This window comes from Streptomyces sp. NPDC021019 (assembly GCF_044333295.1).
Lineage (GTDB): Bacteria > Actinomycetota > Actinomycetes > Streptomycetales > Streptomycetaceae > Streptomyces.
Window position 1 is genome coordinate 117,270 of record NZ_JBIRQR010000010.1, and the last position, 23,497, is coordinate 140,766.

Here is a 23,497-nt window from a genome sequence, read left to right on the forward strand (position 1 = left end):
GGCCTAGCGTCGGCTCGGCTGTCCGCCACCCGTATGCCGCAGCCGCGGCGCCGGGCAGCCATCGCCGAGTCCCCGTCAGGCGCGAGCCTGGGGAGCCGGGGACCCACGCAGTCCCTGGGGTGAATCGGAGGTCCGTGCCGCGAGACCGGCGCGGGGATCCGTAGGAGACCTTCCTGCTCCGAACCCGTCAGCTAACCCGGTAGGCGAGAAGGAAGGAAAGGATCAGCCCCTCCATGGCGTTCACCCGTGCCACCGGGAAGCACCGTGCCCCGAGCCGCCTCACGCGCCGGAGCGCCCAGGCCGCCGGCATCGCGGCTCTGGCCACCACCGGAGTCCTCGGCTCGCTGGCCTCCCCGGCCCTCGCCGCGGACACCGAGGCCGCCCAGGTCGCCGACACCGGCCTCACCCAGGCCGTCGCCCTCGACGCCACTCTCGCCGAGCAGATAGACGCGCAGGCCCACGCCCAGAAGCAGCAGGCCGACGCGATCGCGAAGGCGAAGGCCAAGGCCGCCGCGGAGGCCCGCGAGAAGGCCGCCAAGGCCAAGGCGAAGGCGGAGGCCGAGCGCAAGGCCGAGGCCCGCGCCGAGGAGATCCGTGAGGAGAAGGCCCGCGCCGCCCGCGCCGCCGAGCGCGCCCGCCTGAACGCCTTCCACCTGCCGGTCGCCGGCTCTCACGTCACCACCGGCTACAAGTCCGGCGGTTCGCTCTGGTCCTCCGGCAGCCACTCCGGCGTGGACTTCATGGCCGCCTCCGGCAGCTCCGTCGTCGCCGTCGGCGCCGGGACGGTCGTCGAGGCCGGCTGGGGCGGCGCGTACGGCAACAACATCGTGCTCCGGATGACGGACGGCACGTACACCCAGTACGGCCACCTCTCCTCGATCGGCGTCTCCGTCGGCCAGAGCGTCTCCTCCGGCCAGCAGATCGGCCTCTCCGGCTCCACCGGCAACTCCACCGGCCCGCACCTGCACTTCGAGGCCCGGACCAGCCCCGACTACGGCTCCGACATGGACCCCGTCGGCTACCTGCGCTCCCACGGACTGAACGTCTGACCCGCCCCGCGCGACCCCGTCCGAAGGCCCCGGCGCCCACCGGGGCCTTCGGCGATTCCGACCCGTGGATATCCATGGATTCCGGCCTGCCATCGGAAATTCCGGCAGATTGCAATAGAGTCACGGAAAAGACGTCGGGCGGCCGCGTTTCGCGGGGATCAAGGCGGAGGTTCGGACATGCGCATTCCCGCGCATTCGGTATGCACGGCAATCCGTGACGACATCGTCTCCGGTGTCCACGAACGCGGCAGCCGCCTCACCGAGGAGTTGCTGGCCCGCCGTTACGGGGTCTCCCGCGTCCCGGTCCGCGAGGCCCTGCGCACGCTGGAGTCCGAGGGTTTCGTGGTCACCCGCAGACACGCCGGCGCCTGTGTCGCCGAGCCCACCGCGCAGGAGGCCGCCGACCTCCTGGAAGTGCGGATGCTCCTGGAGCCACTGGGTGCGGCACGCGCCGCGCAGCGCCGCACGGGGGCCCACCTGAAGGTGCTCCGGGGCTTGGTCGGACTGGGCCAGGAGCGGGCCCGCCGGGGCGAGAGCGAGGATCTGCGCTCGCTGGCCGGCTGGTTCCACGAGACCCTCGCCCAGGCCTCCGGCAGTCCCGGACTCATCGCCCTGCTCACCCAGCTCGGCCACAAGATCGCCTGGATGTACGTGGTCGAGCAGCCGGCCCGTCCGGTCGACTCCTGGGCCGAGCGCGGCGCGATCGTGGACGCCGTGGCGCGCGGCGACGCGGAGCGGGCGAGGGCACTGACCGCCCAGTACGCGGAACGCGCCAAGGGGACCCACCGGCTGCGCCGCCCACAACCGCCGGGGCGGCGCACCGCGCCCGTTCCCCGCGTGAGAACTTCGCAACATGACGTAAACATCGCGGGCGTCCGCAATTAACGGAAGAGCCGTAGACAAAGACAAGTAAGAGCGGGACATGACCCGTGCCGGCCGAAATATCGATGCGCGGCTCTTTCCCGAAAGCGAAAGAGCCGTGATCCCTCGAAGGGTTCACGGCTCTCGCACCTGTCGAATCCGGCCGGGCCGGGTCGCGTGGGTCAGACGGTCTCGGGGAGTTCTTCCAAGCCCTCGGCGACCAGCTTCGCGAGCCGGTCCAGGGCGGCCTCCGCGTCGTCCGCGTCGGACGCGAGCACGATCTCCTCGCCGCCCTGCGCGCCCAGGCCGAGCACGGCGAGCATGGAGGCGGCGTTGACCGGATTGCCGTCGGCCTTGGCGATCGTCACGGGGACGCCGGAAGCCGTGGCGGCACGGACGAAGATGGAAGCGGGGCGGGCGTGCAGGCCCTCGGCCCAACCGACGTTTACGCGGCGCTCAGCCATGGTTCTGCCCTTCACATATCAACGGTTGTCTAGACCAGTCTCTCATGCAGTGCGTGGTGCTGTGCCCGGCCTCCTGTCCGGCCCTGTACTCCGGCGGCCCGGGTCCGGGCCACCTCAGACTGCCCGGGCGCCGGTCTCTCCGCGACCGGGGCCCCCGCCGTAGGCTTTGCCCATGGAGCCCACGCCGGAGCAGAGTCCGCATCACGCGTACCCCGACCACTGGGAAGCGGACGTGGTGCTCCGCGACGGAGGCACCGCGCGCATCAGGCCGATCACGACGGACGACGCCGAGCGACTGGTCAGCTTCTACGAGCAGGTGTCCGACGAGTCGAAGTACTACCGGTTCTTCGCCCCGTATCCGCGGCTATCCGACCGGGACGTGCACCGCTTCACCCATCACGACTACGTCGACCGGGTGGGACTGGCCGTCACGATCAGCGGCGAGTTCATCGGAACGGTCCGCTACGACCGCATCAACGACCAGGGCCGCCCCGCCTCCGCCCCCGCCGACGAGGCCGAGGTCGCCTTCCTCGTCCAGGACGCCCACCAGGGCCGCGGCGTCGCCTCGGCGCTCCTCGAACACATCGCCGCGGTCGCCCGGGAGCGCGGCATCCGGCGCTTCGCCGCCGAGGTGCTCCCCGCCAACAACAAAATGATCAAGGTGTTCCGGGACGGCGGCTACACCCAGCGCCGCAGCTTCGAGGACGGCTCCGTCCACCTCACCCTCGACCTCGAACCCACCGAGAAGTCCCTCGCCGTCCAGCGCGGCCGCGAACAGCGCGCCGAGGCCCGTTCCGTGCAGCGCCTGCTCGCTCCCGGCTCCGTCGCGGTCATCGGCACCGGCCGCGCCCCCGGCGGCGTGGGCCGCACCGTCCTGCGCAACCTCCTCGCCTCCGGCTACACCGGCCGTACGTACGCGGTGAACCGCGCCTTCGACGAAGGCGTGACCGCCCTCGACGGCGTCCCCGCCCACCGCTCGCTCGGCGAGATCGGCGAGCAGGTCGACCTCGCGGTCATCGCCGTTCCCGCCCACCGGGTCCCCGAGGCCGTCGCCGACTGCGGCGAGCACGGCGTCCAGGGCCTGGTCGTCCTCTCCGCCGGATACGCCGAGCGGGGCGCCGACGGCCGCGAACTCCAGCGTGAGCTGGTCCGCCAGGCCCGCTCGTACGGCATGCGGATCATCGGCCCGAACGCCTTCGGCATCATCAACACCGCCGAGTCCGTCCGGCTGAACGCCTCGCTCGCCCCCGAGTCGCCCGCCCGCGGCCGGATCGGCCTGTTCACTCAGTCCGGCGCGATCGGCATCGCCCTGCTCTCCGGCCTCCACCGGCGCGGCGCGGGCCTGTCCTCGTTCATCTCGGCGGGCAACAGGGCCGACGTCTCCGGCAACGACTTCCTCCAGTACTCCTTCGAGGATCCGGACACCGACGTCGCCCTGCTCTACCTCGAATCGCTCGGCAACCCCCGCAAGTTCACCCGCCTCGCCCGCCGCACCGCCGCCGTGAAGCCCGTCGTCGTGGTGAAGGGCGCCCGGCACAGCGGCTCCACCCCGCCCGGCCACGCCGTCCCGGTCAGCCGCATCCCCGACGCCACGGTCTCCGCGCTGATGCGCCAGGCCGGTGTCATCCGGGTCGACACGGTGACCGAGATGGTCGACGCCGGACTCCTGCTGGCGGGCCAGCCGCTCCCGGCCGGACCCCGGGTCGCCATCCTCGGCAACTCCGAGTCCCTCGGCCTGTTGACGTACGACGCCTGCCTGGCCGAGGGACTGCGCCCGCGCCCGCCGATCGACCTGACCACCGCCGCATCCCCGCAGGACTTCCGGGACGCGCTGGCCGAGGCGCTGGCGGACGGGACCTGCGACGCCGTGATCGTCACCGCCATCCCGTGGGTGGGGGAGAACGGGGAGGCCGAGACCGGTGACGGCCAAGTGCTGGCCGCAGCCCTCCACAAGGCCGTGGCCGGGGGCGCGGCCAAGCCGGTGGCCGTCGTGCACGTCGAGATCGGCGGCCTCGCCGAGGCGCTGGCCGCCGCGTCCAGCACCGCCGCGCCACGCCCTCGCACGGCGACGCCCGCCGCCGACCGGACCCGGGCGGCCGCCTCCTCCTCGACCGCCCCGGCCCCGGGCGCGCCCGCTGCCCCGCGGGCAAGCCCCGCCCCGGCCCCGAGCACGGGCCCCGACGCGCCCGCCGCCCCGGCCACCCCCGGCACACCGGAAGCGAGCCCCGCCCCGGAGTCCGCCACGGGCCACGGCCCCGGCCGCATCCCCGCCTACCCCGCCGCCGAACGCGCCGTGCGGGCCCTCGCCGAGGCCGTCAAGTACGCCCAGTGGCGACGCCAGGCCGCCGTGCCCGGCAAGATCCCCGAGTTCCTCGACGACACCATCGACAAGCCCGGCGCCGCCGCGCTGATCGAGGCACAGCTCGCCACCGCCCCCGACCCGCGCGGCCGCCCGCTCACCCACGCCGAGGCCCGCGAACTGCTCGGCCGCTACGGCATCGCCGTCCGCCCCACCCTGCCCGCCCCGGACCCCGAGGCGGCCGTCGCCGCGGCGGCCCGGCTCGGCTACCCGGTCGCCCTCAAGACCACCGCGCCCCACCTACGCCACCGCGCCGACCTCGGCGGGGTCCGCCTCGACGTGGCCGACGAGGAGGCGCTGCGCCGGGCGTACGGAGAGCTGACCGACCTCCTCGGCAAGCCCGCCGAACTGCTCCCCGTCGTCCAGGCGATGGCCCCGCGCGGCGTGGACACCGTCGTGCGCGCCTCCATCGACGCCGCCGCCGGGGCCGTCCTCTCCTTCGGCCTGGCGGGCGCGCCCTCCGAACTGCTCGGCGACACCGCGCACCGGCTGGTCCCCGCCACCGACCGCGACGCCGCCGAGCTGATCCGGTCCATCAGGGCGGCCCCGGTGCTGTTCGGCTGGCGCGGTTCGGCCCCGGTCGACACGACCGCGCTCGAAGAGCTGCTGCTGCGGCTGTCCCGGCTGGTCGACGACCATCCCGAGGTGGTCTCCGTCGCCCTCGAACCGGTCGTCGTCGCCCCGCACGGACTGACGGTGCTCGGCGCGAGCGTCCGGCTCGCCCCGCCGCCCGCCCGGAGCGACCTCGGCCCGCGCCGCCTTCCGAACTACTGAGCCCCACCGGCGACCGGCGGCCGGTGCGCACCGGGGCGTCCCCGGCAGTCACCGGTCCGCCGTAGGATGGTCCTCATGGCTAAGACCGGTACGACGACCCAGGGGCTGCGCGCGGCGATCGAGCGCAGCGGCTACTACCCGGCCCTCGTGGCCGAGGCGGTGGAGGCCGCCGTCGGCGGAGAGCCGGTCGCTTCGTACCTGGTGCACCAGGAGACCACGTTCGACTCCAACGAGGTGCGCCGTCATGTGACGGTCCTCGTCCTGACCGAGCACCGGTTCATCGTCAGCCACACCGACGAGCAGGCCGCCGACACCAGCTCCCCGACGCCGTACGCCACCACCTCCACCGAGTCGGTGAAGCTGGGGCGGATCTCCTCCGTCGTGGTCAGCCGCGTCGTGGCCAACCCGGAGAAGTACGTCCCGGGCACCCTGCCCCGCGAGGTCGTCCTGACCATCGGCTGGGGCGCGGTCTCCCGGATCGACCTGGAGCCCGCCGCCTGCGGCGACGCCAACTGCGAGGCCGACCACGGCTACACCGGCAGCTCCACCGCCGACGACCTGAGCCTGCGGGTCAGCGAGGCCGGCGACGGCCCCGACGCCGTGCGCCAGACCCTCGTCTTCGCCCAGTCGCTCTCCGAGGCCACGGCCGCCACCGCGGCGACCGGCCGCTGATGGCCCAGCCCGCCTGGCAGGACCCCGTCCTGCTGCCCCTCGACACCGCGCCCGTGCCGGAGTACGGCAGCGGCTCGCTCGCCGACCTGCTGCCGACGCTGGCCGCCGGACAGGAAGTACCCGGCTTCACCGCCGCGATCCCCGAGCTGACCCCGGCCGACCGCAACTGCGTCTTCCTGATCGACGGCCTCGGCTGGGAGCAGATCAAGGCCCATCCGGACGAGGCTCCCTTCCTGTACTCCCTCCTCCCCACCTCGCGCGGCTCCACCGGCCGCCCGCTCACCGCGGGCTTCCCCTCCACCACCGCCACCTCGCTCGCCTCGGTCGGCACGGGGCTGCCGCCCGGCGAGCACGGCCTTCCCGGCTACACCGCCCGCAACCCGGAGACCGGCGAGCTGATGAACCAGCTCCGCTGGAAGCCGTGGACCGCGCCGAAGGTCTGGCAGCCGTACCCGACGGTCTTCCAGCTCGCCGACGCCGCGGGCGTGCACACCGCGCAGGTCTCCGCGCCGATGTTCGAGCAGACCCCCCTCACCAAGGTCGCGCTCAGTGGCGGTTCCTTCCTCGGCCGGCTCTCCGGCGAGGACCGGATGGACGTCGCCGCCCAGCGCCTGGCCGCCGGCGACCGCTCGCTCGTCTACACGTACTACAGCGAGGTCGACGGCAAGGGCCACCGCTTCGGCACCGACTCGGACGCCTGGCGCGGTCAGCTGATGTACGTCGACGGGCTCGCCCGACGCCTCGCCGAGCAGCTCCCGCCGCGCTCGGCGCTCTACATCACCGCCGACCACGGCATGATCGACATCCCGTTCGACGAGCAGTCCCGGATCGACTTCGACGAGGACTGGGAGCTGCGCGCCGGCGTCGCCCTCCTCGGCGGCGAGGGACGCGCCCGCCACGTCTACGCGGTGCCGGGCGCGGAGGCCGACGTCCTGACCGTCTGGCGCGAGGTGCTCGGCGAGCAGTTCTGGGTCGCGAGCCGGGACGAGGCCATCGCGGCCGGCTGGTTCGGGCCGACGATCGACGAGCGGGTGTACGGCCGGATCGGCGACGTGGTCGCCGCCGCCCACGACGACGTGATCATCACGGCCTCCGTCAACGAGCCGCACGAGTCGGCGATGGCCGGCGTGCACGGCTCCCTGACCCCCGTGGAACAGCTCGTCCCCCTCCTCGAAGTACGCTCGTAACCCTTCCCACCGTGCCCGCCCCTCCGAAAGGTGCTCGACCCCTCATGCCCGAGCTGGTGTTCTTCTCCGGAACCATGGACTGCGGAAAGAGCACGCTGGCCCTGCAGATCGGTCACAACCGCTCGGCGCGCGGGCTCCAGGGAGTGATCTTCACCCGGGACGACCGCGCGGGGGAGGGGAAGCTCTCCTCCCGGCTCGGCCTGGTCACGGACGCCGTCGAGGCCGAAGAGGGCATGGACCTGTACGCGCACATCGTCGGCCGCGTGAGCCGGGGCGGCCGGGTCGACTACGTGATCGTGGACGAGGCGCAGTTCCTCGCCCCGGAGCAGATCGACCAACTGGCCCGCGTCGTCGACGACCTGGGGCTCGACGTCTTCGCCTTCGGTATCACGACGGACTTCCGCACGAAGCTGTTCCCGGGCTCCCAGCGGCTGATCGAGCTGGCCGACCGGATAGAGGCCCTCCAGGTCGAGGCGCTCTGCTGGTGCGGCGCACGCGCCACGCACAACGCCCGAACCGTGGACGGGGAGATGGTCGTCGAGGGCGCCCAGGTCGTCGTCGGCGACGTCAACCGGCAGGCGGGCGAGGTCGGTTACGAGGTGCTGTGCCGCCGTCACCACCGCCGCCGCACGACCGCGACCGCGGCCCGCGCGGGCATTCTCTCCCCGGACGTCCTGCCGGTCGCCTCCGACGCCTGAGCGCCTGCTACGCCCGGCCTTCCGCCGATCCGCCCCCGGCGGCGGACCGGATGACCGTGAACACGGCGCCCTCCGGGTCCGCGACCGTGGCCACCCTGCCGCTCGACCCCTCGCGCGGCGGCTGCAGGACGCGCCCGCCCAGCTCCACCACCCGGGCCGCGGCCCGGTCGGTGTCGGCGACCTCGAAGTACGTCATCCAGTGCGGGCCCCGGTCGCGCGGCAGTGCGTGGCCGACGCCGTGCAGCGCCGCCACCGGAACATCGTCCAGGTGCAGCGTCTGGTAGTCGAAGTCGGCCGAGACAACCGCCTCCGTCTCATAGCCGAACACGGTCTGGTAGAACTTCGCGACCATCGAGGTCTCCTGGGTCACCAATTCGTTCCAGACCGGGGTGCCGGGCACGCCGGCCGTCATGGTGCCGATGTGCTCCGAGCCCTGCCAGATGCCGAAGACCGCCCCGACCGGGTCCGAGGCGATGGCGAGCCGTCCCGCCTCGCCCGCGTCCAGCGGTCCTACCGCGACCGTTCCGCCGCAGGAGCGGATGGTCTCCGCGGTGGCGTCGGCGTCGTCCGTGGCGAGGTAGGTGGTCCAGGCGATCGGGAGGTGGCGGTCGGGCGGCAGCTGGCCGATGCCCGCGACCTCCTTCCCGTGCAGCAGCCCGCGGACGTAGGGGCCCAGCTGTTCGGGACCCGGCCGGAACTCCCAGTCGAACAGCCCCCGGTAGAACTCCTGGGTCGTGGTCAGGCCGTGCACGATCAGACTTACCCAGCAAGGTGTTCCGGGCGTGCGCCGGGCGTGGGCCTCGGTCATCGTCTTCTCTCCTCGGACCGTATGGGTGGCCGTGCGGGGGACGGGACAGGTACGCCGTCCCGGGTCGGGAAGCGGTCCGCGTGCCCCGTGCAGATGCTCGCACCCCCGGGCGCGGGTGACGCACCGGCCGCGCCGCGTCGTCCGGGTTCTCGACGAAGGACGGCCGGTTTCCCGCCGGTCGTCCCCTCCGATGCTGTTACGGGCGCCGGTGGCGCTGCGCGAGGATGGCACCCATGAAGCCCATCATCACCGCATCCGCATACGCGAGCGAGTCGGCCGGGTCGCGACCGCCGGTGCTCCTGGACGTCCGCTGGCAGCTCGGCGGTCCCCACGGCCGTCCCGACTACGAAGCCGGTCACCTGCCCGGCGCGGTCTTCGTCGACCTCGATACGGAGCTGGCGGGGCCGCCGGGTGACGGCGGCCGCCACCCCCTCCCGGACCCGGAGGCCTTCGGGGCCGTGATGCGCCGGGCCGGAGTCGGCCAGGACACCCCGGTCGTCGTGTACGACGGTGGCCTCGGCTGGGCCGCGGCCCGAGCCTGGTGGCTGCTGCGCTGGACGGGCCACGGGGACGTACGGGTCCTCGACGGCGGCCTCGCCGCCTGGACGGGCGACCTCTCCACGGCGATCCCGCGCCCCGCCGAGGGCGATTTCCGGCCGAAGCCGGGGGCCCTGCCCACCCTGGACGCGGAGAGCGTGGCGGCCTTCGCCCGCTCGGGTCTGCTGCTGGACGCGCGCGCGGCGGAGCGCTACCGGGGCGATGTGGAGCCGATCGACCGCGTCGGCGGACACATTCCCGGGGCCGTCTCCGCGCCGACCACACAGAACGTCGACGAGGAGGGCCGCTACCTGTCGGCCGAGCGGCTCGCCGCGCGGTTCGCCGGCCTGGGGGCGGAGGGAAGTCCCGAAGGCGTGGGCGTCTACTGCGGATCCGGGGTCTCCGGCGCGCACGAGGTGCTGGCCCTGGAGATCGCGGGCTTCAGGGGCGTCCTGTACCCGGGCTCCTGGTCCGAGTGGTCCTCGGACCCCTCCCGGCCGGTCGCCACGGGGCCCGAACCCCAGTAGTCCCGCGGCCCCGGCCGCACGGTGCGGTCGGGGCCGGGGGGACGGAAAGGCAACGGGGTCCGTACGCGACCGCGTACGGACCCCGCTGCCCCCGGTGGTCATGACCGGTCAGTCCTGCTTCTTGCGCCGGGTACCGAAGACGATCTCGTCCCAGCTCGGCACGGCGGCCCGGCGGCCCGGCCGGACTCCGTCCGCCTCCGCCTGACGGTCGGTCGTCCCGGTCAGCCGGTCGCGGTGACCGGCCACCGCCCGGGGCATCAGCACATCCGCGTACGCGGACCCGGCGCCCGCCGAGGCGGCGGCCGGCGGCTCGTCCGCCTCGGCCTCCTCGGCGGGTTCGAGCGCGGGCGGCTCGGGCTGGCTGGGCCGCTCGGGGACGACCATGTCGCCGCGGAAGCTCGGCACCGCCTCCAGCAGGCTGGTCAGCGAGTCGCGCTCACCGGCCGAGGCACTGCTCACGTACTCCTCGGGTTCGGCGGCGGCCGGGGCGGGCCGCTCGATCTGCCGGTCGAGAGCCCGGTCCAGCGGTCGGTCGCGGTCGATCTGCCGGTCCAGGCTCCGGTCCAGCGGCCGGTCGCGCGGCAGCCGGGCGATCCTGGGTACGAAGGGGAAACTGGGCTCGGGCGCGGCGACGTCGTCGGTCTCGCCGATCAGGGAGCGCGCCTCGTCGTCCACGGCCTGGACCAGCCGCCGGGGCGGGTCGTACGTCCAGCTCGCCGAGTGCGGCTCACCCGCGACCCGGTAGACGAGAAGGACTTCCCAGGTGCCGTCGTCGCGACGCCACGAGTCCCACTGGACGGTTTCCTTGTCGGCGCCGCGCAGCAGGAGACGCTCCTGCACCGCCTCGCCGAGTTGAGGGCCGGTGTTCTCGCCGGGACGGCGCACAGGAGTCTTCCGGGCCCGCTCGGCCATGAAGGCGCGCTCCGCGAGCACGGGGCCCTCGAAGCGGCGTACACGGTCGACGGGGATGCCCGCGAACTGGGCGACCTCCTCCGCGGAGGCGCCGGCCCTTATACGGGCCTGGATGTCGCGGGGACGGAGGTGGCTCTCCACCTCGATCTCGATCTGGCCGAGCCGGGCGCGGTCGTTGCGCACGGCGGCGCGCAGCCGCTCATCGATCGGAAGCGTGTACTCCGTGCTGTCCGCAGCCTTGAGCACCAGTCGTGTGCCGTCGTTGGAGACGGCCACGACACGCAGTTCGGGCATGGGGACCTCCCGGGTGGTGCCTGCCGACGTCACGTGCGTCGCTGCTTCCGCTAGTCGAGTGTGACCTGCCCGGGTGCAGCCTGCCACAACCTTGCCAAGTTGCCCGGCGTGTCGGGCGCTCGTCCTGGTGCACCACCATGACACGGTTACCCATTGCGACCCAAAGCGACCGATTTGGCCGCTCTGTGCAGCAGGCATCCGTGTGATGCCTTCACGCCGTCGGTTCGAGTGGTGCCGTCGGACCCTCCGGTGGCTGCGGATTCCCACGTCGGAGTCCGCCCCAGGGCTCGTCACAGTACTCCATTCGAGCCATCGAGGTGGACCGGCGCGCCGCCGAACTTCTCGTGCGGCGTGGGAGTTGAGTTACCCAGTTCTCCGCGAAATGCCCCTGATGCGTGTTGTGCTTCACACAATCTCCGGAAATGGAACTATCCACTTCGCTCATTTGTCCCTCCTTGTTGCATGGTGGGAGAGATGTCAAGCAGGGGCTGGTAATGGTTCATAAGCCGGAAAGTGACACAGAACCCAAGGAAAGGCGCATAGATCTGAGCCTCCCGCAGGTCGCCGGGAGCGCCGTGGCGGCCGTCGCGGCGGCCGTGCTGGCCTCGCAGTTGGGCGTGTACGGCACGATCGCGGGAGCGGGCGTGATGAGCGTCGTCGCCACCTGCGGCGGCTCGGTCTTCCAGCACTTCTTCCGCCGCACCGGCGAGCAGATCCGCGAGGTGACGGTCCAGGTGACCCACCCGGAGGGCCGCCAGGTGACGGTGCACACCAAGGAGACGACGCCCGCCGGGCACCGGGGCGCCGCCCGGCGGTCCGAGCCGGAGCCGGCCGAGGACGCCACCACGGTGCTGCCCACGGTCGACCCGGGCGCGGTGCCGGAGGTGATCCCGGACGCGGAGAGCACGCTGCTGCTGAAGCCCGTCGACACGGACCGGACCCAGCTGCTGGACCTCGGCGACGCGCGGACCCGGATGCTCCGGGTTCCGCCGGGCCGGGGTCCGGGCGCGGGAGCGGAGGCCGGAGCCGACCGTACGCGGCTGCTGCCGCGGGCCGACGACCGTACGCGGTTGCTGCCGCGGGCCGCGGTGGGCGCGGCCGACGGCGACGACGCGTTCGGAGAGGGCGTCACCCACGGAACCCGGCTGCGCGGCTGGAAGCGCCCCGTGCTCGCGGCCGCCGCGGTCTTCGCCGTCTCCATGGCCGGGATCACCGCGTTCGAGATGATCTCGGGCAACGACCTCAGCGGCGGCCAGGGCACCACCCTCAGCTCCGTCGTGCGCGGCGGTGGCGACGACCGGGACCCCGGACCCGCCGACCCCACGCCCTCCGGGGACACCGGCCGGGACGGGGAGGGGGACGAGCAGCGGCCGACCCCCGACGCTGGCACCGGCTCCGCCCCCGCCCCGGACCCGGGCGACGGCGCCGCCGAGAGCCCGGACCCCGGTACGGGCACGGGCGCCGAGAACCCGGGAACCGGGTCCACCTCCACGCCGACGCCCTCGAGTTCCGACGGCGGGACCGCGCCCGACCCGGTGCCGCCCACCCCGACGCCCTCCGGCGACGCCGGCACGGGCGCGCCCTCGACCGGCACGGGCGTCGCCCCGGAGCAGGGCGAGCAGGCCCCGCCCGGCGCCGACGCCGAGTGACCCACCGGCGTAACGCGCACAGCACATCGGCCCCGGCCCCCGCCACGCGGGAGAGAACCGGGGCCGACGGCTGGCCGGAAGCCTCGGGAGCTCAGTCGCCGAGCACGCGCCGCAGATAGTCGTTGCCGAACAGGCGGCCCGGGTCCAGCCGGTCGCGCAGCGCGGTGAACTCGCCGAAGCGTGGGTAGACCTCCGCCAGATAGGCCGCGTCGCGGGTGTGGATCTTGCCCCAGTGCGGCCGGCCGGCGTGCGCGGTCATGATCCGCTCGACCGCGGTGAAGTACGAGCGGTGGGGCGTGCCCTTGTAGAGGTGTACGGCGATGTACGCGCTGTCCCGGCCCGAGGCGGTCGACAGCGCCATGTCGTCGGCCGGAGCAGTGCGCACCTCGACCGGGAAGCTGATCTTCAGCGGTGACCGCTCGATCATGGCCTTCAGCTCACGCAGCACCGCCACCGCCCGCTCGCGCGGAACGGCGTACTCCATCTCCACGAACCGCACGCGACGTGGGCTGGTGAACACCTTGTACGGGATGTCGGTGTACGTACGCGCCGACAGCGCCCGGCTGGAGAGCCTGGCGATCGAGGGGATCGTCGCCGGGACCGCGCGGCCGAGCGAACAGGCGACCTGGAAGACCCCGTTGGACAACAGCTCGTCGTCGATCCAGCCGCTCACCCTGCCGGGCGGGGCGGCCGGACCGGCGCTGCGGTTGTTGCGCTTGGTGGTGCAGTTCCCGGTGTGCGGGAACCAGTAGAACTCGAAGTGCTCGTTCTCGGCGACCAGGGAGTCGAAGTCCGCGGTGACCCGGTCGAAGCTCATCGGCTCCTCACGGGCCGTCAGCAGAAAGATCGGCTCCACGGCGAGGGTGACGGCGGTGATCACCCCGAGGGCGCCGAGCCCGATCCGGGCCGCCGCGAAGATCTCCGGGTTCTCCCGCTCCGAGCAGACCAGGACCGTGCCGTCCGCGGTGACCAGCTCCAGTGCGCGGATCTGCGCCGCTATCGACGCCGAGTCCCGGCCCGTGCCGTGCGTACCGGTGGAGGTCGCCCCGGCGATCGTCTGCTCCGTGATGTCGCCCATGTTCGTGAGCGACAGGCCCTCGCGGGCGAGTGCGGTGTTGAGCCGCTTGAGCGGAGTGCCCGCCTCCACCGTGACGGTCATCGTGGTGCGGTCGATGTCCCGGATCCCGGTCAGCAGGTCCGGGCGTATCAGCACCCCGTCCGTGGCGGCCGCCGCCGTGAAGGAGTGGCCCGCGCCGACCGCCTTCACCCGCAGGCCGTCAGCGCCCGCCCGGCGCAGCACGTCCGCGAGCTCGTCCACGGACGCGGGGGACTCGGTGCGGGCGGGCCGGGCGGTGACGGTGCCCGCCCAGTTACGCCACGCGCTCGTCGTCGTCCGTGCGTAGGTGTCGGTCATCTTCCCCGCGCCCTCCCGTCGCAGCCGGCCCGGCCAGCCGGCGATATCCCAGGACCGCCACCGCCGCCGCGAGCGCTCCCGCCACGACGGGCACCGCGTACCCCGCCTTCGCCCCGGCGGCGTCGACCACCCAGCCGGCGGCCGAGGAGCCGAGCGCCACTCCGACCGCGAGCCCGGTACTGGTCCAGGTCATGCCCTCGGTCAGCTTGGTGCGCGGTACGTGCGCTTCGACGAGGGCCATGGTGGTGACCATCGTCGGTGCGATGGCGAGGCCCGCGACAAAGAGCGCCACGGCCAGCAACGGAAGGTTCCCGGCCAGTAGGAGGGGGATCATACTCACGGCCATCGCGCAGACGCCCACCAGCCATCTGGTTCCGGGGTTCCCCTTCAGGTGCAGCAGTCCGAACACGGCCCCCGCGAGACACGAGCCGAGCGCGTAGACGGCCAGCACCAGCGAGGCCGCGGTCTTGTGGCCACGCTCTTCGGCGAAGGCGACGGTCACCACGTCCACGCCCCCGAAGATCGCGCCCGTCGCCACGAAGGTGGCCACCAGGACCTGGAGCCCCCGCGAGCGCAGCGCCGAGCCTCCGGTGTGCTGTGACTTCGGGTGCGGCACCGGCTCGGTCGCCCGCTGCGCGGTCAGCCAGAAGACGCCGACCAGCAGGAAGCCGGCGGCGATCAGCGGCCCCGCCTCAGGGAACCAGGCGGTGGAGAGACCGATGGAGATGATCGGGCCGAAGATGAAGCACACCTCGTCGACGATCGACTCCCACGCGTACGCGGTGTGCAGGTCCCGGCTGGAGCCCCGGTAGATCTCCGCCCAGCGGGAGCGGACCATCGACCCCACGCTCGGCACGCAGCCCGCGCCCACCGAGAAGACGAACAGCGTCCACTCCGGCGCCCCCTGCTGGGCGCAGATCAGCAGGCCCGCCACCGCCGCCACCGCGACCAGCGTGACCGGGCGGAGCACCCGGCGCTGCCCGTAGCGGTCGACCAGCCGGGAGACCTGGGGGCCGCAGACCGCCGCCGACATCGCCAGGGTCGCGGAGAGCGCCCCGGCGAGCCCGTAGCGGCCGGTGAGCTGGGAGATCATCGTCACGACGCCGATGCCCATCATGGACAAGGGCATCCGGCCGAAGAAGCCTGCGGCGGAGAACTCCCTCGAACCGGGGGCGGAGAAGATGGCGCGGTAGGGGCTGGGCAAGGGGTACTCCGGTCGTGCCTGTCACGCGTTTAGCTGGCCGATACAGCTTACGGTCGGCCGGACGTTCCGGACGCCGGATCCGGACGGCGGCCCGGGGCAGCGGCCCGGCTGCCCGGCCGTCGGGATCTCCGGCCTCCCCGGTCTTTCCGACAGGGCGTCGGATGTCGGTTGTCGCGCTGTCGGCGGCGGGTGGCAGGATCGATGTCATGTCCGATCTGCGCGATCCCGCTCCCTATGACGCCCTGCTGCTGCTCTCCTTCGGCGGCCCGGAGGGCCCGGACGACGTGGTCCCGTTCCTGGCGAACGTGACCCGTGGCCGCGGCATCCCCGAGGAACGCCTCAAGGAGGTCGGCAAGCACTACTTCCTGTTCGGCGGGGTCAGTCCGATCAACGCGCAGAACCGCGCCCTGCTCGACGCGCTGCGCGAGGACTTCCGTGAACAGGGCCTGGATCTCCCGGTCTACTGGGGCAACCGCAACTGGGCCCCGTACCTGACCGACGTCCTGCGCGAGATGACCGCCGACGGGCACCGCCGGATCGCCGTCCTCGCCACCAGCGCCTACGCCTCCTACTCCGGCTGCCGCCAGTACCGCGAGAACCTCGCCGAGTCGCTGGCCGTCCTGGAAGCCGAGGGACTGCCCGTGCCCCGGGTCGACAAGCTGCGGCACTACTTCAACCACCCCGGCTTCGTCGAGCCCATGGTGGACGGCGTCCTCGCCTCGCTCGCCGACCTCCCCGAGGACGTCCGCGCGGGCGCTCACATCGCGTTCACCACCCACTCCATCCCGACCTCCGCCGCCGACGCCTCGGGCCCGGCCGACGCGCACGGCGAGGGCGGGGCGTACGTCGCCGAGCACCTCGACGTGGCCCGGCTGATCATCGACGCGGTGCGCGAGGAGACCGGGACCGAGTACCCGTGGCAGCTCGTCTACCAGTCCCGCAGCGGCGCCCCGCACATCCCGTGGCTGGAACCCGACATCTGCGACCACCTGGAGACCCTGGGCGCCGAGGGGGTCCCCGCGGTCGTGATGGCGCCCATCGGCTTCGTCTCGGACCACATGGAGGTCCTGTACGACCTCGACACCGAGGCCACCGCGAAGGCCGCCGAGATCGGCCTGCCGGTCCGCCGGTCGGCCACGGTGGGCGACGACCCGCGCTTCGCCGCGGCCGTGCGGGACCTGCTCCTGGAGCGCGCCGCGACCGAGCGCGGCCGGGCGGTGGAGCGCTGCGCGCTGGGCGCCCTGGGACCCTCCCACGACCTCTGTCCGGTCGGCTGCTGCCCCGCCAGGGCCCCGAAACCCGCCGCCGCCGGGGCCGACAGCCCGTATGCCCGATCCGTGGACGCCCCTACGGATGCCCCGTAGAGAGCCTGTCCCGCCGAGTCCCCCTGGGAGCACCGTGACCGACCCCGCACTGTCCGAACTGCTCGACCTCGCCCTGGAGGCCGCCCGCCGCGCCGGAGCCCTGCTGCGCGACGGCCGCCCGGCCGACCTGGGGGTGGCCGCGACCAAGTCCAGCCCCATCGACGTGGTCACTGAGATGGACATCGCCGCCGAGAAGCTGATCACCGGCTACCTCGCCGACTTCCGCCCCGACGACGGCTTCCTCGGCGAGGAGGGGGCCAGCTCCCCGGGCTCCACCGGCATCCGCTGGGTCATCGACCCGCTCGACGGCACGGTGAACTACCTGTACGGCCTGCCCACCTGGGCGGTCTCCATCGCCGCCGAGCGCGACGGAGAGCGGGTCGCGGGCGTCGTCGAGGCCCCGATGCGCCGGGAGACCTACCGGGCGGTCCTCGGCGGCGGCGCGTTCGCGAACGGGGAGGCCCTGCGCTGCCGGCCCGCCCCGCAGCTGGACCAGGCGCTCGTCTCGACCGGCTTCAACTACGTCGGACACGTCCGCGCCCACCAGGCGGAGATCGCCCGGCAGCTGATCCCCCGCCTCCGGGACATCCGGCGCAGCGGCTCGGCGGCCGTCGACCTCTGCGATGTGGCGGCGGGCCGGCTGGACGGCTACTACGAGCGCGGGCTGCACCCCTGGGACCTGGCGGCCGGCGACCTCATCGCCCGGGAGGCTGGCGCGCTGACCGGCGGTCGCCCGGGGCTGCCCGCCGACGGGGACCTGACGGTGGCCGCCACCCCCGGCGTCTTCGAGCCGCTGCAGGCCGCACTCGACGAGCTGGGCGCCTGGCACGACTGACCGGGTCCCGCCGCAGAGGGCCCTGGCGAGGGGCCTGGGGCCACCGCACGCACCGCGGGCCCCGGAACACCATGACGGTGTTGCGGGGCCCGCTGGCGTACGGCTCAGACGCTGGTGGCGCCGATCTCCACGCCGTGCTCGGCGGCGAGACGGCGCAGATCGTCCAGCTCGCCCTGCTCGACGTCCGCGAGGAAGTCGTCGCCGTCCTCGCGCGCCCGGGTGAGGACGGTCTCGGTCGTCTTGATGCGCTGCAGCAGACCTGCGGTGAAAGCGTCCATGATGCGCCCCCTCATCGTGGGTCGGTGGCACGGGGGTGTGCCCGGGATCCCCCCGGCCGGGGAGCCGGGGGAGCGGGTGATCGCGCCGCCGCTCCGGGGAAACGGAGCGAGCAGTGGCATGCCACGTGACAGGCGTGATCGCGGGTGTGCACCCCTCTTCCCCGCACCGTGGTTCGGAGAAACCTCAACTGGCCCGGAAATCCGCCGGATTCCCGGCGGGCAGCCGCCGGGAAGCCCGGCCCACCGCCGCCTTACCGCCGGTTTATGCGTGTTGCGGGCAGGATGGAGGCGCACAGTCGGCCATTGCTGCCCGTGTCCCGTCGGGCTCCGAGGGGGCCGCCGGCTCTGTAGAACCCATCGAAGGACCGAAGGAAGGACTGCGCCGTGCGCGTACTCGTCGTCGAGGACGAGCAGCTGCTCGCCGATGCGGTGGCCACCGGACTGCGCCGGGAGGCCATGGCCGTCGACGTCGTCTACGACGGTGCCGCGGCCCTGGAACGCATCGGGGTCAACGACTACGACGTCGTCGTGCTGGACCGGGACCTCCCGGTCGTGCACGGGGACGACGTCTGCCGCAGGATCGTCGAGCTCGGCATGCCCACCCGGGTGCTCATGCTCACCGCGTCCGGCGACGTCAGCGACCGGGTCGAGGGCCTGGAGCTGGGCGCCGACGACTATCTGCCCAAGCCCTTCGCCTTCAGCGAGCTGACCGCCCGGGTGCGCGCGCTGGGCCGTCGCACGACGGTGGCGCTGCCGCCCGTCCTGGAGCGCGCCGGCATCAAGCTCGACCCGAACCGTCGCGAGGTCTTCCGTGACGAGGTGGAGATCCAGCTCGCCCCGAAGGAGTTCGCGGTGCTGGAGGTCCTCATGCGCAGCGAGGGCGCGGTCGTCTCGGCGGAACAGCTGCTGGAGAAGGCCTGGGACGAGAACACCGACCCGTTCACCAACGTGGTGCGGGTGACGGTCATGACGCTCCGCCGCAAGCTCGGCGAACCGCCCGTCATCGTCACCGTGCCGGGCTCCGGATACCGGATCTGAGGACCATGGCCACCACCCCCGGGCCCCCCGCGGCGCCTCCGAAGCCCACCTGGGAGCCCAAGCCGCAGGAGCCCCCGTACCCCTGGCTGCGCCCGACCATCCGGATACGGCTCACGCTGCTGTACGGCGGGATGTTCCTGATCGCGGGCATCGTGCTGCTGTCGATCATCTACATGCTGGCGGCGCAGGCGCTGAGCGTCGGCACGGATCTGCCGTTCGAGATCGTCAGCGGCAAGGTCACCAGCGAGATCTGCGACCTGCCCCCGAACGCCAGCCCGGACGCCTTCAACGCGGCGATGAACGCCTGCGTCAACCACCAGCGCAAGGCGGCGCTGGAAACCCTGCTCAACCGTTCGCTGCTCGCCCTGGTCGGCCTCAGCGTGATCGCCTTCGCCTTCGGCTACGCGATGGCCGGACGCGTGCTCTCCCCGCTCGGCCGGATCACCCGGACCGCGCGCCGGGTGGCCGGTACGGACCTCACCCGGCGGATCGAGCTGGACGGCCCGGACGACGAGCTGAAGGAGCTGGCGGACACCTTCGACGACATGCTGGACCGGCTGGAGCGGGCCTTCACCGCGCAGCAGCGGTTCGTCGGCAACGCCTCGCACGAACTGCGCACCCCGCTGGCGATCAACCGCACCCTGCTGGAGGTCCATCTCTCCGATCCGGAAGCCCCTCCGGAGCTCCAGCAGCTGGGCAAGACCCTCCTGGCCACCAACGAGCGCAGCGAGCAGCTGGTCGAGGGCCTCCTGCTGCTGGCCCGCAGCGACAACCAGATCGTCGAGCGCAAGCCGGTCGACCTCGCGGAGGTGGCCGAGCGCGCCATCGACCAGGCCCGGTCGGAGGCGGTGGCGAAGAAGGTCGAGGTCCGGGGCGAGCGGGTCACGGCGGTGGTCCAGGGCAACGGCGTCCTGCTGGAGCGGATCGCGCTGAACCTCGTGCAGAACGCCGTGCGCTACAACGTGCCCGAGGGCGGCTGGGTGGAGGTCGCCACCGAGGCCCGGGACGGGCAGGCCCTGCTCGTCGTCTCCAACACGGGACCGGTGGTGCCGGCCTACGAGATCGACAACCTCTTCGAGCCCTTCAGGCGGCTGCGTACGGAGCGCACGGGCAGCGACAAGGGGGTCGGGCTCGGCCTGTCGATCGCCCGGTCCGTCGCGCGGGCCCACGGAGGCCGTATCATCGCGGAGCCCCGCGAGGGCGGTGGTCTCGTGATGCGCGTCACCCTGCCGGTCTGAGAGGCTGCGAGATGTGACTCTGCACCGAATCTCCATGTTCGCTTTGGGCGGAATTTTCAGGACCCGTTCCCGTGCGAGTCGTGTGTGATCCATCACAGAATCGATTTTCGGGTCATCTACTCTCCGTGATCGCAACTCCGTCGGAAAGCCGGTAATCGTCCAGGTTTTCGGGGATCGTTATCACGGGAAGTACACGGGGTGGCGCCCGTGAACTGCGCAGTCGGGACCGTGTACGGTCCCCATCGCCACCCAAGCCGAGCCTCGCCGAGGCGCCCGGTTGGGTGTCGATTGAGTAACAGACCTTGATGTGAGGCAAAATCTCCGCCTCAGGTCGGGCACAAGTCCGGCCTCTCACGCGTTACGTGCGCTGAGACACCCGTAGACACCCAAGAGGGGGAGAGCGACATGGCAACGGATTACGACACCCCACGCAAGACCGACGACGACGTGGACCAGGACAGCCTCGAAGAGCTCAAGGCACGTCGGAGCGACAAGACGGCATCCGCCGTCGACGTCGACGAATTCGACGCGGCCGAGGGACTCGAGCTGCCCGGCGCGGACCTCTCCAACGAGGAGCTGGCCGTCCGGGTGCTGCCCAAGCAGGCCGATGAGTTCACCTGCATGAGCTGCTTCCTGGTGCACCACCGCAGCCAGCTGGCCCGCGAGAAGAACGGTCAGCCCATCTGCCGCGACTGCGACTGAGGTCGGGTCGGCCGTGGCAGGCGAGACACCGTTCCGGAAGCGGCGCCCCTGGCGTCGGCACGGCCCGGAGGCGAACCAGGACGGTACAGGCGGCACAGGCCCGGCAGAAGGCGGTAACGCGTCTGCCGAGCGGTCCGCCGCCCTGCCGGAGCACTCCGGCAGTTTCGACGACGAGCGGGGCCGTTCGGCCTCGCTCGAAGTGGCCGGGTCGGCAGCGTCGCCGGACCGGCCCGGAGAGCAGGGTCGGGCGGAGGCCACGACGGGGGGCCGCCTGCACGCGGTGAAACGGGGTGTACGCAAGGGCCGGGAGAGCGCGAAGGCTCTGGCCGCACAGCTGGCGGACCGCATCATCGACACGGCCCCGCGCGTGCCGGTGCGCGACCTCGCGACCCTGCGGAAGCAGTTCCCCGGGCTGGGGCCCGAGGAGCTGGCCGACAAGCTGGTCACGGGAGCCTGCCGGGCCACCGCGACCGTCGGCGCGGGTATCGGGGCCGTCGCCATGATGCCCGTCCCGCCCGCCATGATGGCCGAGCTCGCGGCGGAGGTGACCGGCGTCGCCGCGATCGAGATGAAGCTCGTCGCCGAGCTCCACGAGGTCTACGGCCGCCGACCCCCCGGCAACCTCGGCCAGCGCAGCACCGCGTATCTGACGTCGTGGACGGAGGAGCGCGGCATCGACGTCACCCGCCCCACCACGCTCAACGCCGCACTGGGCGGTCAGATGAAGCGCGAACTGCGCCAGCAGATCATGAAGCGCATGGCGCGCAATCTGCCCAACCTGATCCCGTTCATGATCGGCGCCGCCGTCGGCGCCACGATGAACCGCCGCGACACCCGCAAGCTCGCCGACCGGGTCAGGAACGACCTGCGCGAGAACCGGATCCCCTGGGACCGGCTGCCCGAGCTGCCCCCGCTGGAGCAGCCCCCGAACCCGGCCGAGCTGCCCAAGGAGATCGAGGGCCCCTGAGCGACGCGGGCCCGGAGCCCCCGCCCTCGACGTCCGCTCAGGCGGCCGGGACGGTGCTCAGCGCCGCCGCCAGGCCCTGCGGGTTCCGGGTCGAGAGGTAGACGTAAGGAGTCGGGTCGTCCGGATCCGTGACCTCCACCCGGACCGCCGTCTCCACATAGCCGCGCAGCAGCATGAACGCACGGGCGTCGGCCCTGTGCGTGCGCCAGGCCCGCGCCTCCTCGGCGTCCAGCACCTCGGGCTCGCCGAGCGCCGACAGGGGAATCCGGGCGTCGCCGGCGACGAGCGCCCCCGCCACCACCCGGATCCGGGCGGAGCCGTAGCTGCTCACCAGGACCGCGGCGGCGACCGTGCCGCCGGCCAGACCGGCGAGCAGCGGCAGAGTGCCCAGTGGCAGAAGCATCAGAGCGCAGGCGACACCGACTCCGAAGGCGATGAACCACCAGGAGCGGGGCGCGGTGAGACGTTCGTCGAAGGGCGGTGCGGAAGGCTGCATGGAACCAAGCTTGGCACGGCGCGACCGGCGGACTGCCGCGCGGGTAAGGTCTGCGCCTGTGAGTGGAACATCAGCAGCTCTGACACCCCCGGCCGACGCCGTCGCGCCGGTCCGGCACCCCGACGCGCCCGCCCCCGGCGAACTCCTCGGAGCGCACTACGAACACTGTTTCGGCTGCGGCGGGGGGCAGCCGCACGGACTGCACCTGATGGCGCGGGCCGGTGAGGGCGTGAGCGTGACCGCCGAGTTCACCGTGCAGCCCGCCCACCAGGGCGCCCCCGGCCTCGCCCACGGCGGCGTGCTCGCCACGGCGCTGGACGAGACCCTCGGCTCGCTGAACTGGCTGCTGCGCACGATCGCGGTGACCGGACGGCTGGAGACCGACTTCGTCCGCCCCGTCCCCGTGGACACCGTGCTGCACCTCGACGCCCGGATCACCGCCGTGCACGGCCGGAAGATCTACTCGACCGCCACCGGCCGGATCGGCGGCCCCGACGGTCCCGTCGCGGTCCGGGCCGACGCCCTCTTCATCGAGGTCAAGGTCGACCACTTCATCGACAACGGCAGGCCCGCCGAGATCCAGGCCGCCATGTCCGACCCCGACCAGGTCAGGCGCGCCCGCGCCTTCGAGGTGAACCCGTGACCCGCAACCCCGTCGACGTACTGATCCGCCTGCTCGACCCGGACGTGCCGATACCGGCCTACGGACACCCGGGCGACGCCGGGGCCGACCTGGTGACCACCGAGGCCGCGGAACTCGCCCCCGGCGAGCGCGCGGTGCTCCCCACCGGGGTGTCGATCGCCCTGCCCGACGGGTACGCCGCCTTCGTGCACCCGCGCTCGGGCCTCGCGGCCCGCTGCGGAGTGGCCCTCGTGAATGCCCCAGGGACGGTTGATGCCGGGTACCGTGGGGAGATCAAGGTGATCGTGGTCAACCTCGATCCACGCGAGAGCGTGCGATTCGAACGGTTCGACCGGATTGCCCAATTGGTTGTCCAGCAGGTCGAGAAGGTGCGCTTCCACGAGGTGGCGGAACTTCCCGGCTCGGCGCGGGCCGAAGGGGGCTTCGGGTCCACCGGCGGCCACGCGTCGGTGGACGGCGCCGAGGGCGGGATCACCCACGGTGGGAACAGCTACGCTTCGGTCGTATCCGACCGGGAAGGACAGTGA

General features: G+C 72.8%; 23 protein-coding genes and 1 riboswitch. Of the genes, 16 read left to right on the forward strand and 7 right to left on the reverse strand.

What is annotated here, in order from left to right; translation table 11 throughout:
- Positions 1-52 precede the first annotated feature (52 nt).
- Positions 53-220: riboswitch (cyclic di-AMP (ydaO/yuaA leader) on the forward strand.
- A gap of 13 nt (positions 221-233) precedes the next feature.
- Positions 234-1,049: a M23 family metallopeptidase gene (locus ACH4RG_RS34495; protein ID WP_397925403.1), complete on the forward strand. Its 816-nt coding sequence runs from the start codon at positions 234-236 to the stop codon at positions 1,047-1,049.
- Between the two features lie 177 nt (positions 1,050-1,226).
- Positions 1,227-1,934 carry a GntR family transcriptional regulator gene (locus ACH4RG_RS34500; protein ID WP_398540744.1) on the forward strand — a complete coding sequence of 236 codons (708 nt, stop codon included), beginning with the start codon at positions 1,227-1,229 and terminating at the stop codon, positions 1,932-1,934.
- A gap of 158 nt (positions 1,935-2,092) precedes the next feature.
- Here ACH4RG_RS34500 and ACH4RG_RS34505 read toward each other — a convergent pair whose 3' ends face one another.
- Positions 2,093-2,374, reverse strand: a complete 282-nt coding sequence (locus ACH4RG_RS34505; RefSeq protein ID WP_007449776.1) for an HPr family phosphocarrier protein — start codon at positions 2,372-2,374, stop codon at positions 2,093-2,095.
- A 172-nt stretch (positions 2,375-2,546) separates the two neighbouring features.
- Here ACH4RG_RS34505 and ACH4RG_RS34510 point away from each other — a divergent pair, with 172 nt between their 5' ends.
- The 4 genes from ACH4RG_RS34510 to ACH4RG_RS34525 all read left to right on the forward strand — a co-directional run bounded on the left by ACH4RG_RS34510 (position 2,547) and on the right by ACH4RG_RS34525 (position 8,064).
- Complete coding sequence (locus ACH4RG_RS34510; protein ID WP_397925405.1) at positions 2,547-5,507, forward strand: GNAT family N-acetyltransferase; 2,961 nt, start codon at positions 2,547-2,549, stop codon at positions 5,505-5,507.
- Between the two features lie 75 nt (positions 5,508-5,582).
- Positions 5,583-6,179 (forward strand): DUF5998 family protein, encoded by a 597-nt coding sequence (locus ACH4RG_RS34515; RefSeq protein WP_397925407.1) that lies wholly within the window; start codon positions 5,583-5,585, stop codon positions 6,177-6,179.
- Entirely contained in the window at positions 6,179-7,366 is a 1,188-nt protein-coding gene (locus ACH4RG_RS34520; protein WP_397932432.1) for an alkaline phosphatase family protein, read from the forward strand. The genes ACH4RG_RS34515 and ACH4RG_RS34520 overlap by 1 nt, the downstream gene beginning before the upstream one ends.
- A gap of 44 nt (positions 7,367-7,410) precedes the next feature.
- Entirely contained in the window at positions 7,411-8,064 is a 654-nt protein-coding gene (locus ACH4RG_RS34525) for a thymidine kinase (protein WP_397925411.1), read from the forward strand.
- Positions 8,065-8,071: 7 nt separating this feature from the next.
- Here the strand turns inward: ACH4RG_RS34525 and ACH4RG_RS34530 are convergent, their stop codons facing one another.
- Complete coding sequence (locus tag ACH4RG_RS34530; RefSeq protein WP_397925412.1) at positions 8,072-8,872, reverse strand: VOC family protein; 801 nt, start codon at positions 8,870-8,872, stop codon at positions 8,072-8,074.
- 233 nt (positions 8,873-9,105) lie between these two features.
- Between ACH4RG_RS34530 and ACH4RG_RS34535 the strand changes: the two genes are divergently transcribed.
- Positions 9,106-9,936 carry a sulfurtransferase gene (locus ACH4RG_RS34535; RefSeq protein WP_397925414.1) on the forward strand — a complete coding sequence of 277 codons (831 nt, stop codon included), beginning with the start codon at positions 9,106-9,108 and terminating at the stop codon, positions 9,934-9,936.
- 108 nt (positions 9,937-10,044) lie between these two features.
- Here ACH4RG_RS34535 and sepH read toward each other — a convergent pair whose 3' ends face one another.
- Complete coding sequence (sepH, locus tag ACH4RG_RS34540) at positions 10,045-11,142, reverse strand: septation protein SepH (RefSeq protein WP_397925416.1); 1,098 nt, start codon at positions 11,140-11,142, stop codon at positions 10,045-10,047.
- Positions 11,143-11,717: 575 nt separating this feature from the next.
- On the opposite strand from sepH, the gene ACH4RG_RS34545 reads away from it, so the two are divergent.
- Positions 11,718-12,791, forward strand: a complete 1,074-nt coding sequence (locus ACH4RG_RS34545; protein WP_397925418.1) for a hypothetical protein — start codon at positions 11,718-11,720, stop codon at positions 12,789-12,791.
- A 91-nt stretch (positions 12,792-12,882) separates the two neighbouring features.
- Here ACH4RG_RS34545 and ACH4RG_RS34550 read toward each other — a convergent pair whose 3' ends face one another.
- The gene (locus tag ACH4RG_RS34550) at positions 12,883-14,205 is read right to left on the reverse strand and encodes a D-arabinono-1,4-lactone oxidase (protein WP_397925420.1); all 1,323 of its coding nucleotides are present in this window, start codon (positions 14,203-14,205) and stop codon (positions 12,883-12,885) included.
- Positions 14,162-15,409, reverse strand: coding sequence for an MFS transporter (locus ACH4RG_RS34555; protein ID WP_397925421.1), 1,248 nt, complete (start codon positions 15,407-15,409; stop codon positions 14,162-14,164). Before ACH4RG_RS34555 ends, ACH4RG_RS34550 begins: the two co-directional genes overlap by 44 nt.
- A gap of 206 nt (positions 15,410-15,615) precedes the next feature.
- Between ACH4RG_RS34555 and ACH4RG_RS34560 the strand changes: the two genes are divergently transcribed.
- Both ACH4RG_RS34560 and ACH4RG_RS34565 read left to right on the forward strand, forming a co-directional pair.
- Positions 15,616-16,773 carry a ferrochelatase gene (locus ACH4RG_RS34560; RefSeq protein ID WP_397925423.1) on the forward strand — a complete coding sequence of 386 codons (1,158 nt, stop codon included), beginning with the start codon at positions 15,616-15,618 and terminating at the stop codon, positions 16,771-16,773.
- Between the two features lie 34 nt (positions 16,774-16,807).
- On the forward strand, positions 16,808-17,608 hold the full coding sequence (locus ACH4RG_RS34565) for an inositol monophosphatase family protein (RefSeq protein WP_398540745.1): 801 nt from the start codon (positions 16,808-16,810) through the stop codon (positions 17,606-17,608).
- 104 nt (positions 17,609-17,712) lie between these two features.
- Here the strand turns inward: ACH4RG_RS34565 and ACH4RG_RS34570 are convergent, their stop codons facing one another.
- The gene (locus tag ACH4RG_RS34570; RefSeq protein ID WP_018957059.1) at positions 17,713-17,886 is read right to left on the reverse strand and encodes a hypothetical protein; all 174 of its coding nucleotides are present in this window, start codon (positions 17,884-17,886) and stop codon (positions 17,713-17,715) included.
- A gap of 384 nt (positions 17,887-18,270) precedes the next feature.
- Between ACH4RG_RS34570 and ACH4RG_RS34575 the strand changes: the two genes are divergently transcribed.
- The 4 genes from ACH4RG_RS34575 to ACH4RG_RS34590 all read left to right on the forward strand — a co-directional run bounded on the left by ACH4RG_RS34575 (position 18,271) and on the right by ACH4RG_RS34590 (position 21,831).
- A complete protein-coding gene (locus tag ACH4RG_RS34575; protein ID WP_003965735.1) occupies positions 18,271-18,924 on the forward strand; it encodes a response regulator transcription factor in 654 nt (217 codons plus the stop codon).
- A gap of 5 nt (positions 18,925-18,929) precedes the next feature.
- Entirely contained in the window at positions 18,930-20,162 is a 1,233-nt protein-coding gene (locus tag ACH4RG_RS34580; RefSeq protein WP_397925427.1) for a sensor histidine kinase, read from the forward strand.
- 405 nt (positions 20,163-20,567) lie between these two features.
- Complete coding sequence (locus ACH4RG_RS34585) at positions 20,568-20,864, forward strand: DUF4193 domain-containing protein (RefSeq protein ID WP_003965732.1); 297 nt, start codon at positions 20,568-20,570, stop codon at positions 20,862-20,864.
- Between the two features lie 13 nt (positions 20,865-20,877).
- Entirely contained in the window at positions 20,878-21,831 is a 954-nt protein-coding gene (locus ACH4RG_RS34590) for a hypothetical protein (RefSeq protein ID WP_398540746.1), read from the forward strand.
- Positions 21,832-21,868: 37 nt separating this feature from the next.
- Here ACH4RG_RS34590 and ACH4RG_RS34595 read toward each other — a convergent pair whose 3' ends face one another.
- The gene (locus ACH4RG_RS34595; protein ID WP_397925431.1) at positions 21,869-22,327 is read right to left on the reverse strand and encodes a DUF3093 domain-containing protein; all 459 of its coding nucleotides are present in this window, start codon (positions 22,325-22,327) and stop codon (positions 21,869-21,871) included.
- A gap of 58 nt (positions 22,328-22,385) precedes the next feature.
- Here ACH4RG_RS34595 and ACH4RG_RS34600 point away from each other — a divergent pair, with 58 nt between their 5' ends.
- Together ACH4RG_RS34600 and dut are read left to right on the forward strand one after the other, a co-directional pair.
- Positions 22,386-22,970, forward strand: a complete 585-nt coding sequence (locus tag ACH4RG_RS34600) for a PaaI family thioesterase (RefSeq protein ID WP_050360243.1) — start codon at positions 22,386-22,388, stop codon at positions 22,968-22,970.
- Complete coding sequence (gene dut / locus ACH4RG_RS34605; RefSeq protein WP_030577310.1) at positions 22,967-23,497, forward strand: dUTP diphosphatase; 531 nt, start codon at positions 22,967-22,969, stop codon at positions 23,495-23,497. The genes ACH4RG_RS34600 and dut overlap by 4 nt, the downstream gene beginning before the upstream one ends.

Excerpts from the sequence above, each read along its gene's own strand:
- ACH4RG_RS34560 (WP_397925423.1), top strand. The coding sequence starts at position 15,616 with ATGTCCGATCTGCGCGATCCCGCTCCCTATGACGCCCTGCTGCTGCTC.
- ACH4RG_RS34550 (WP_397925420.1), bottom strand. The coding sequence starts at position 14,205 with ATGACCGACACCTACGCACGGACGACGACGAGCGCGTGGCGTAACTGG.
- ACH4RG_RS34570 (WP_018957059.1), bottom strand. The coding sequence starts at position 17,886 with ATGGACGCTTTCACCGCAGGTCTGCTGCAGCGCATCAAGACGACCGAG.
- ACH4RG_RS34595 (WP_397925431.1), bottom strand. The coding sequence starts at position 22,327 with ATGCAGCCTTCCGCACCGCCCTTCGACGAACGTCTCACCGCGCCCCGC.
- ACH4RG_RS34525 (WP_397925411.1), top strand. The coding sequence starts at position 7,411 with ATGCCCGAGCTGGTGTTCTTCTCCGGAACCATGGACTGCGGAAAGAGC.
- ACH4RG_RS34515 (WP_397925407.1), top strand. The coding sequence starts at position 5,583 with ATGGCTAAGACCGGTACGACGACCCAGGGGCTGCGCGCGGCGATCGAG.
- ACH4RG_RS34510 (WP_397925405.1), top strand. The coding sequence starts at position 2,547 with ATGGAGCCCACGCCGGAGCAGAGTCCGCATCACGCGTACCCCGACCAC.
- ACH4RG_RS34580 (WP_397925427.1), top strand. The coding sequence starts at position 18,930 with ATGGCCACCACCCCCGGGCCCCCCGCGGCGCCTCCGAAGCCCACCTGG.
- ACH4RG_RS34505 (WP_007449776.1), bottom strand. The coding sequence starts at position 2,374 with ATGGCTGAGCGCCGCGTAAACGTCGGTTGGGCCGAGGGCCTGCACGCC.
- ACH4RG_RS34535 (WP_397925414.1), top strand. The coding sequence starts at position 9,106 with ATGAAGCCCATCATCACCGCATCCGCATACGCGAGCGAGTCGGCCGGG.
- ACH4RG_RS34530 (WP_397925412.1), bottom strand. The coding sequence starts at position 8,872 with ATGACCGAGGCCCACGCCCGGCGCACGCCCGGAACACCTTGCTGGGTA.
- ACH4RG_RS34500 (WP_398540744.1), top strand. The coding sequence starts at position 1,227 with ATGCGCATTCCCGCGCATTCGGTATGCACGGCAATCCGTGACGACATC.
- sepH (WP_397925416.1), bottom strand. The coding sequence starts at position 11,142 with ATGCCCGAACTGCGTGTCGTGGCCGTCTCCAACGACGGCACACGACTG.
- ACH4RG_RS34585 (WP_003965732.1), top strand. The coding sequence starts at position 20,568 with ATGGCAACGGATTACGACACCCCACGCAAGACCGACGACGACGTGGAC.
- ACH4RG_RS34495 (WP_397925403.1), top strand. The coding sequence starts at position 234 with ATGGCGTTCACCCGTGCCACCGGGAAGCACCGTGCCCCGAGCCGCCTC.
- ACH4RG_RS34520 (WP_397932432.1), top strand. The coding sequence starts at position 6,179 with ATGGCCCAGCCCGCCTGGCAGGACCCCGTCCTGCTGCCCCTCGACACC.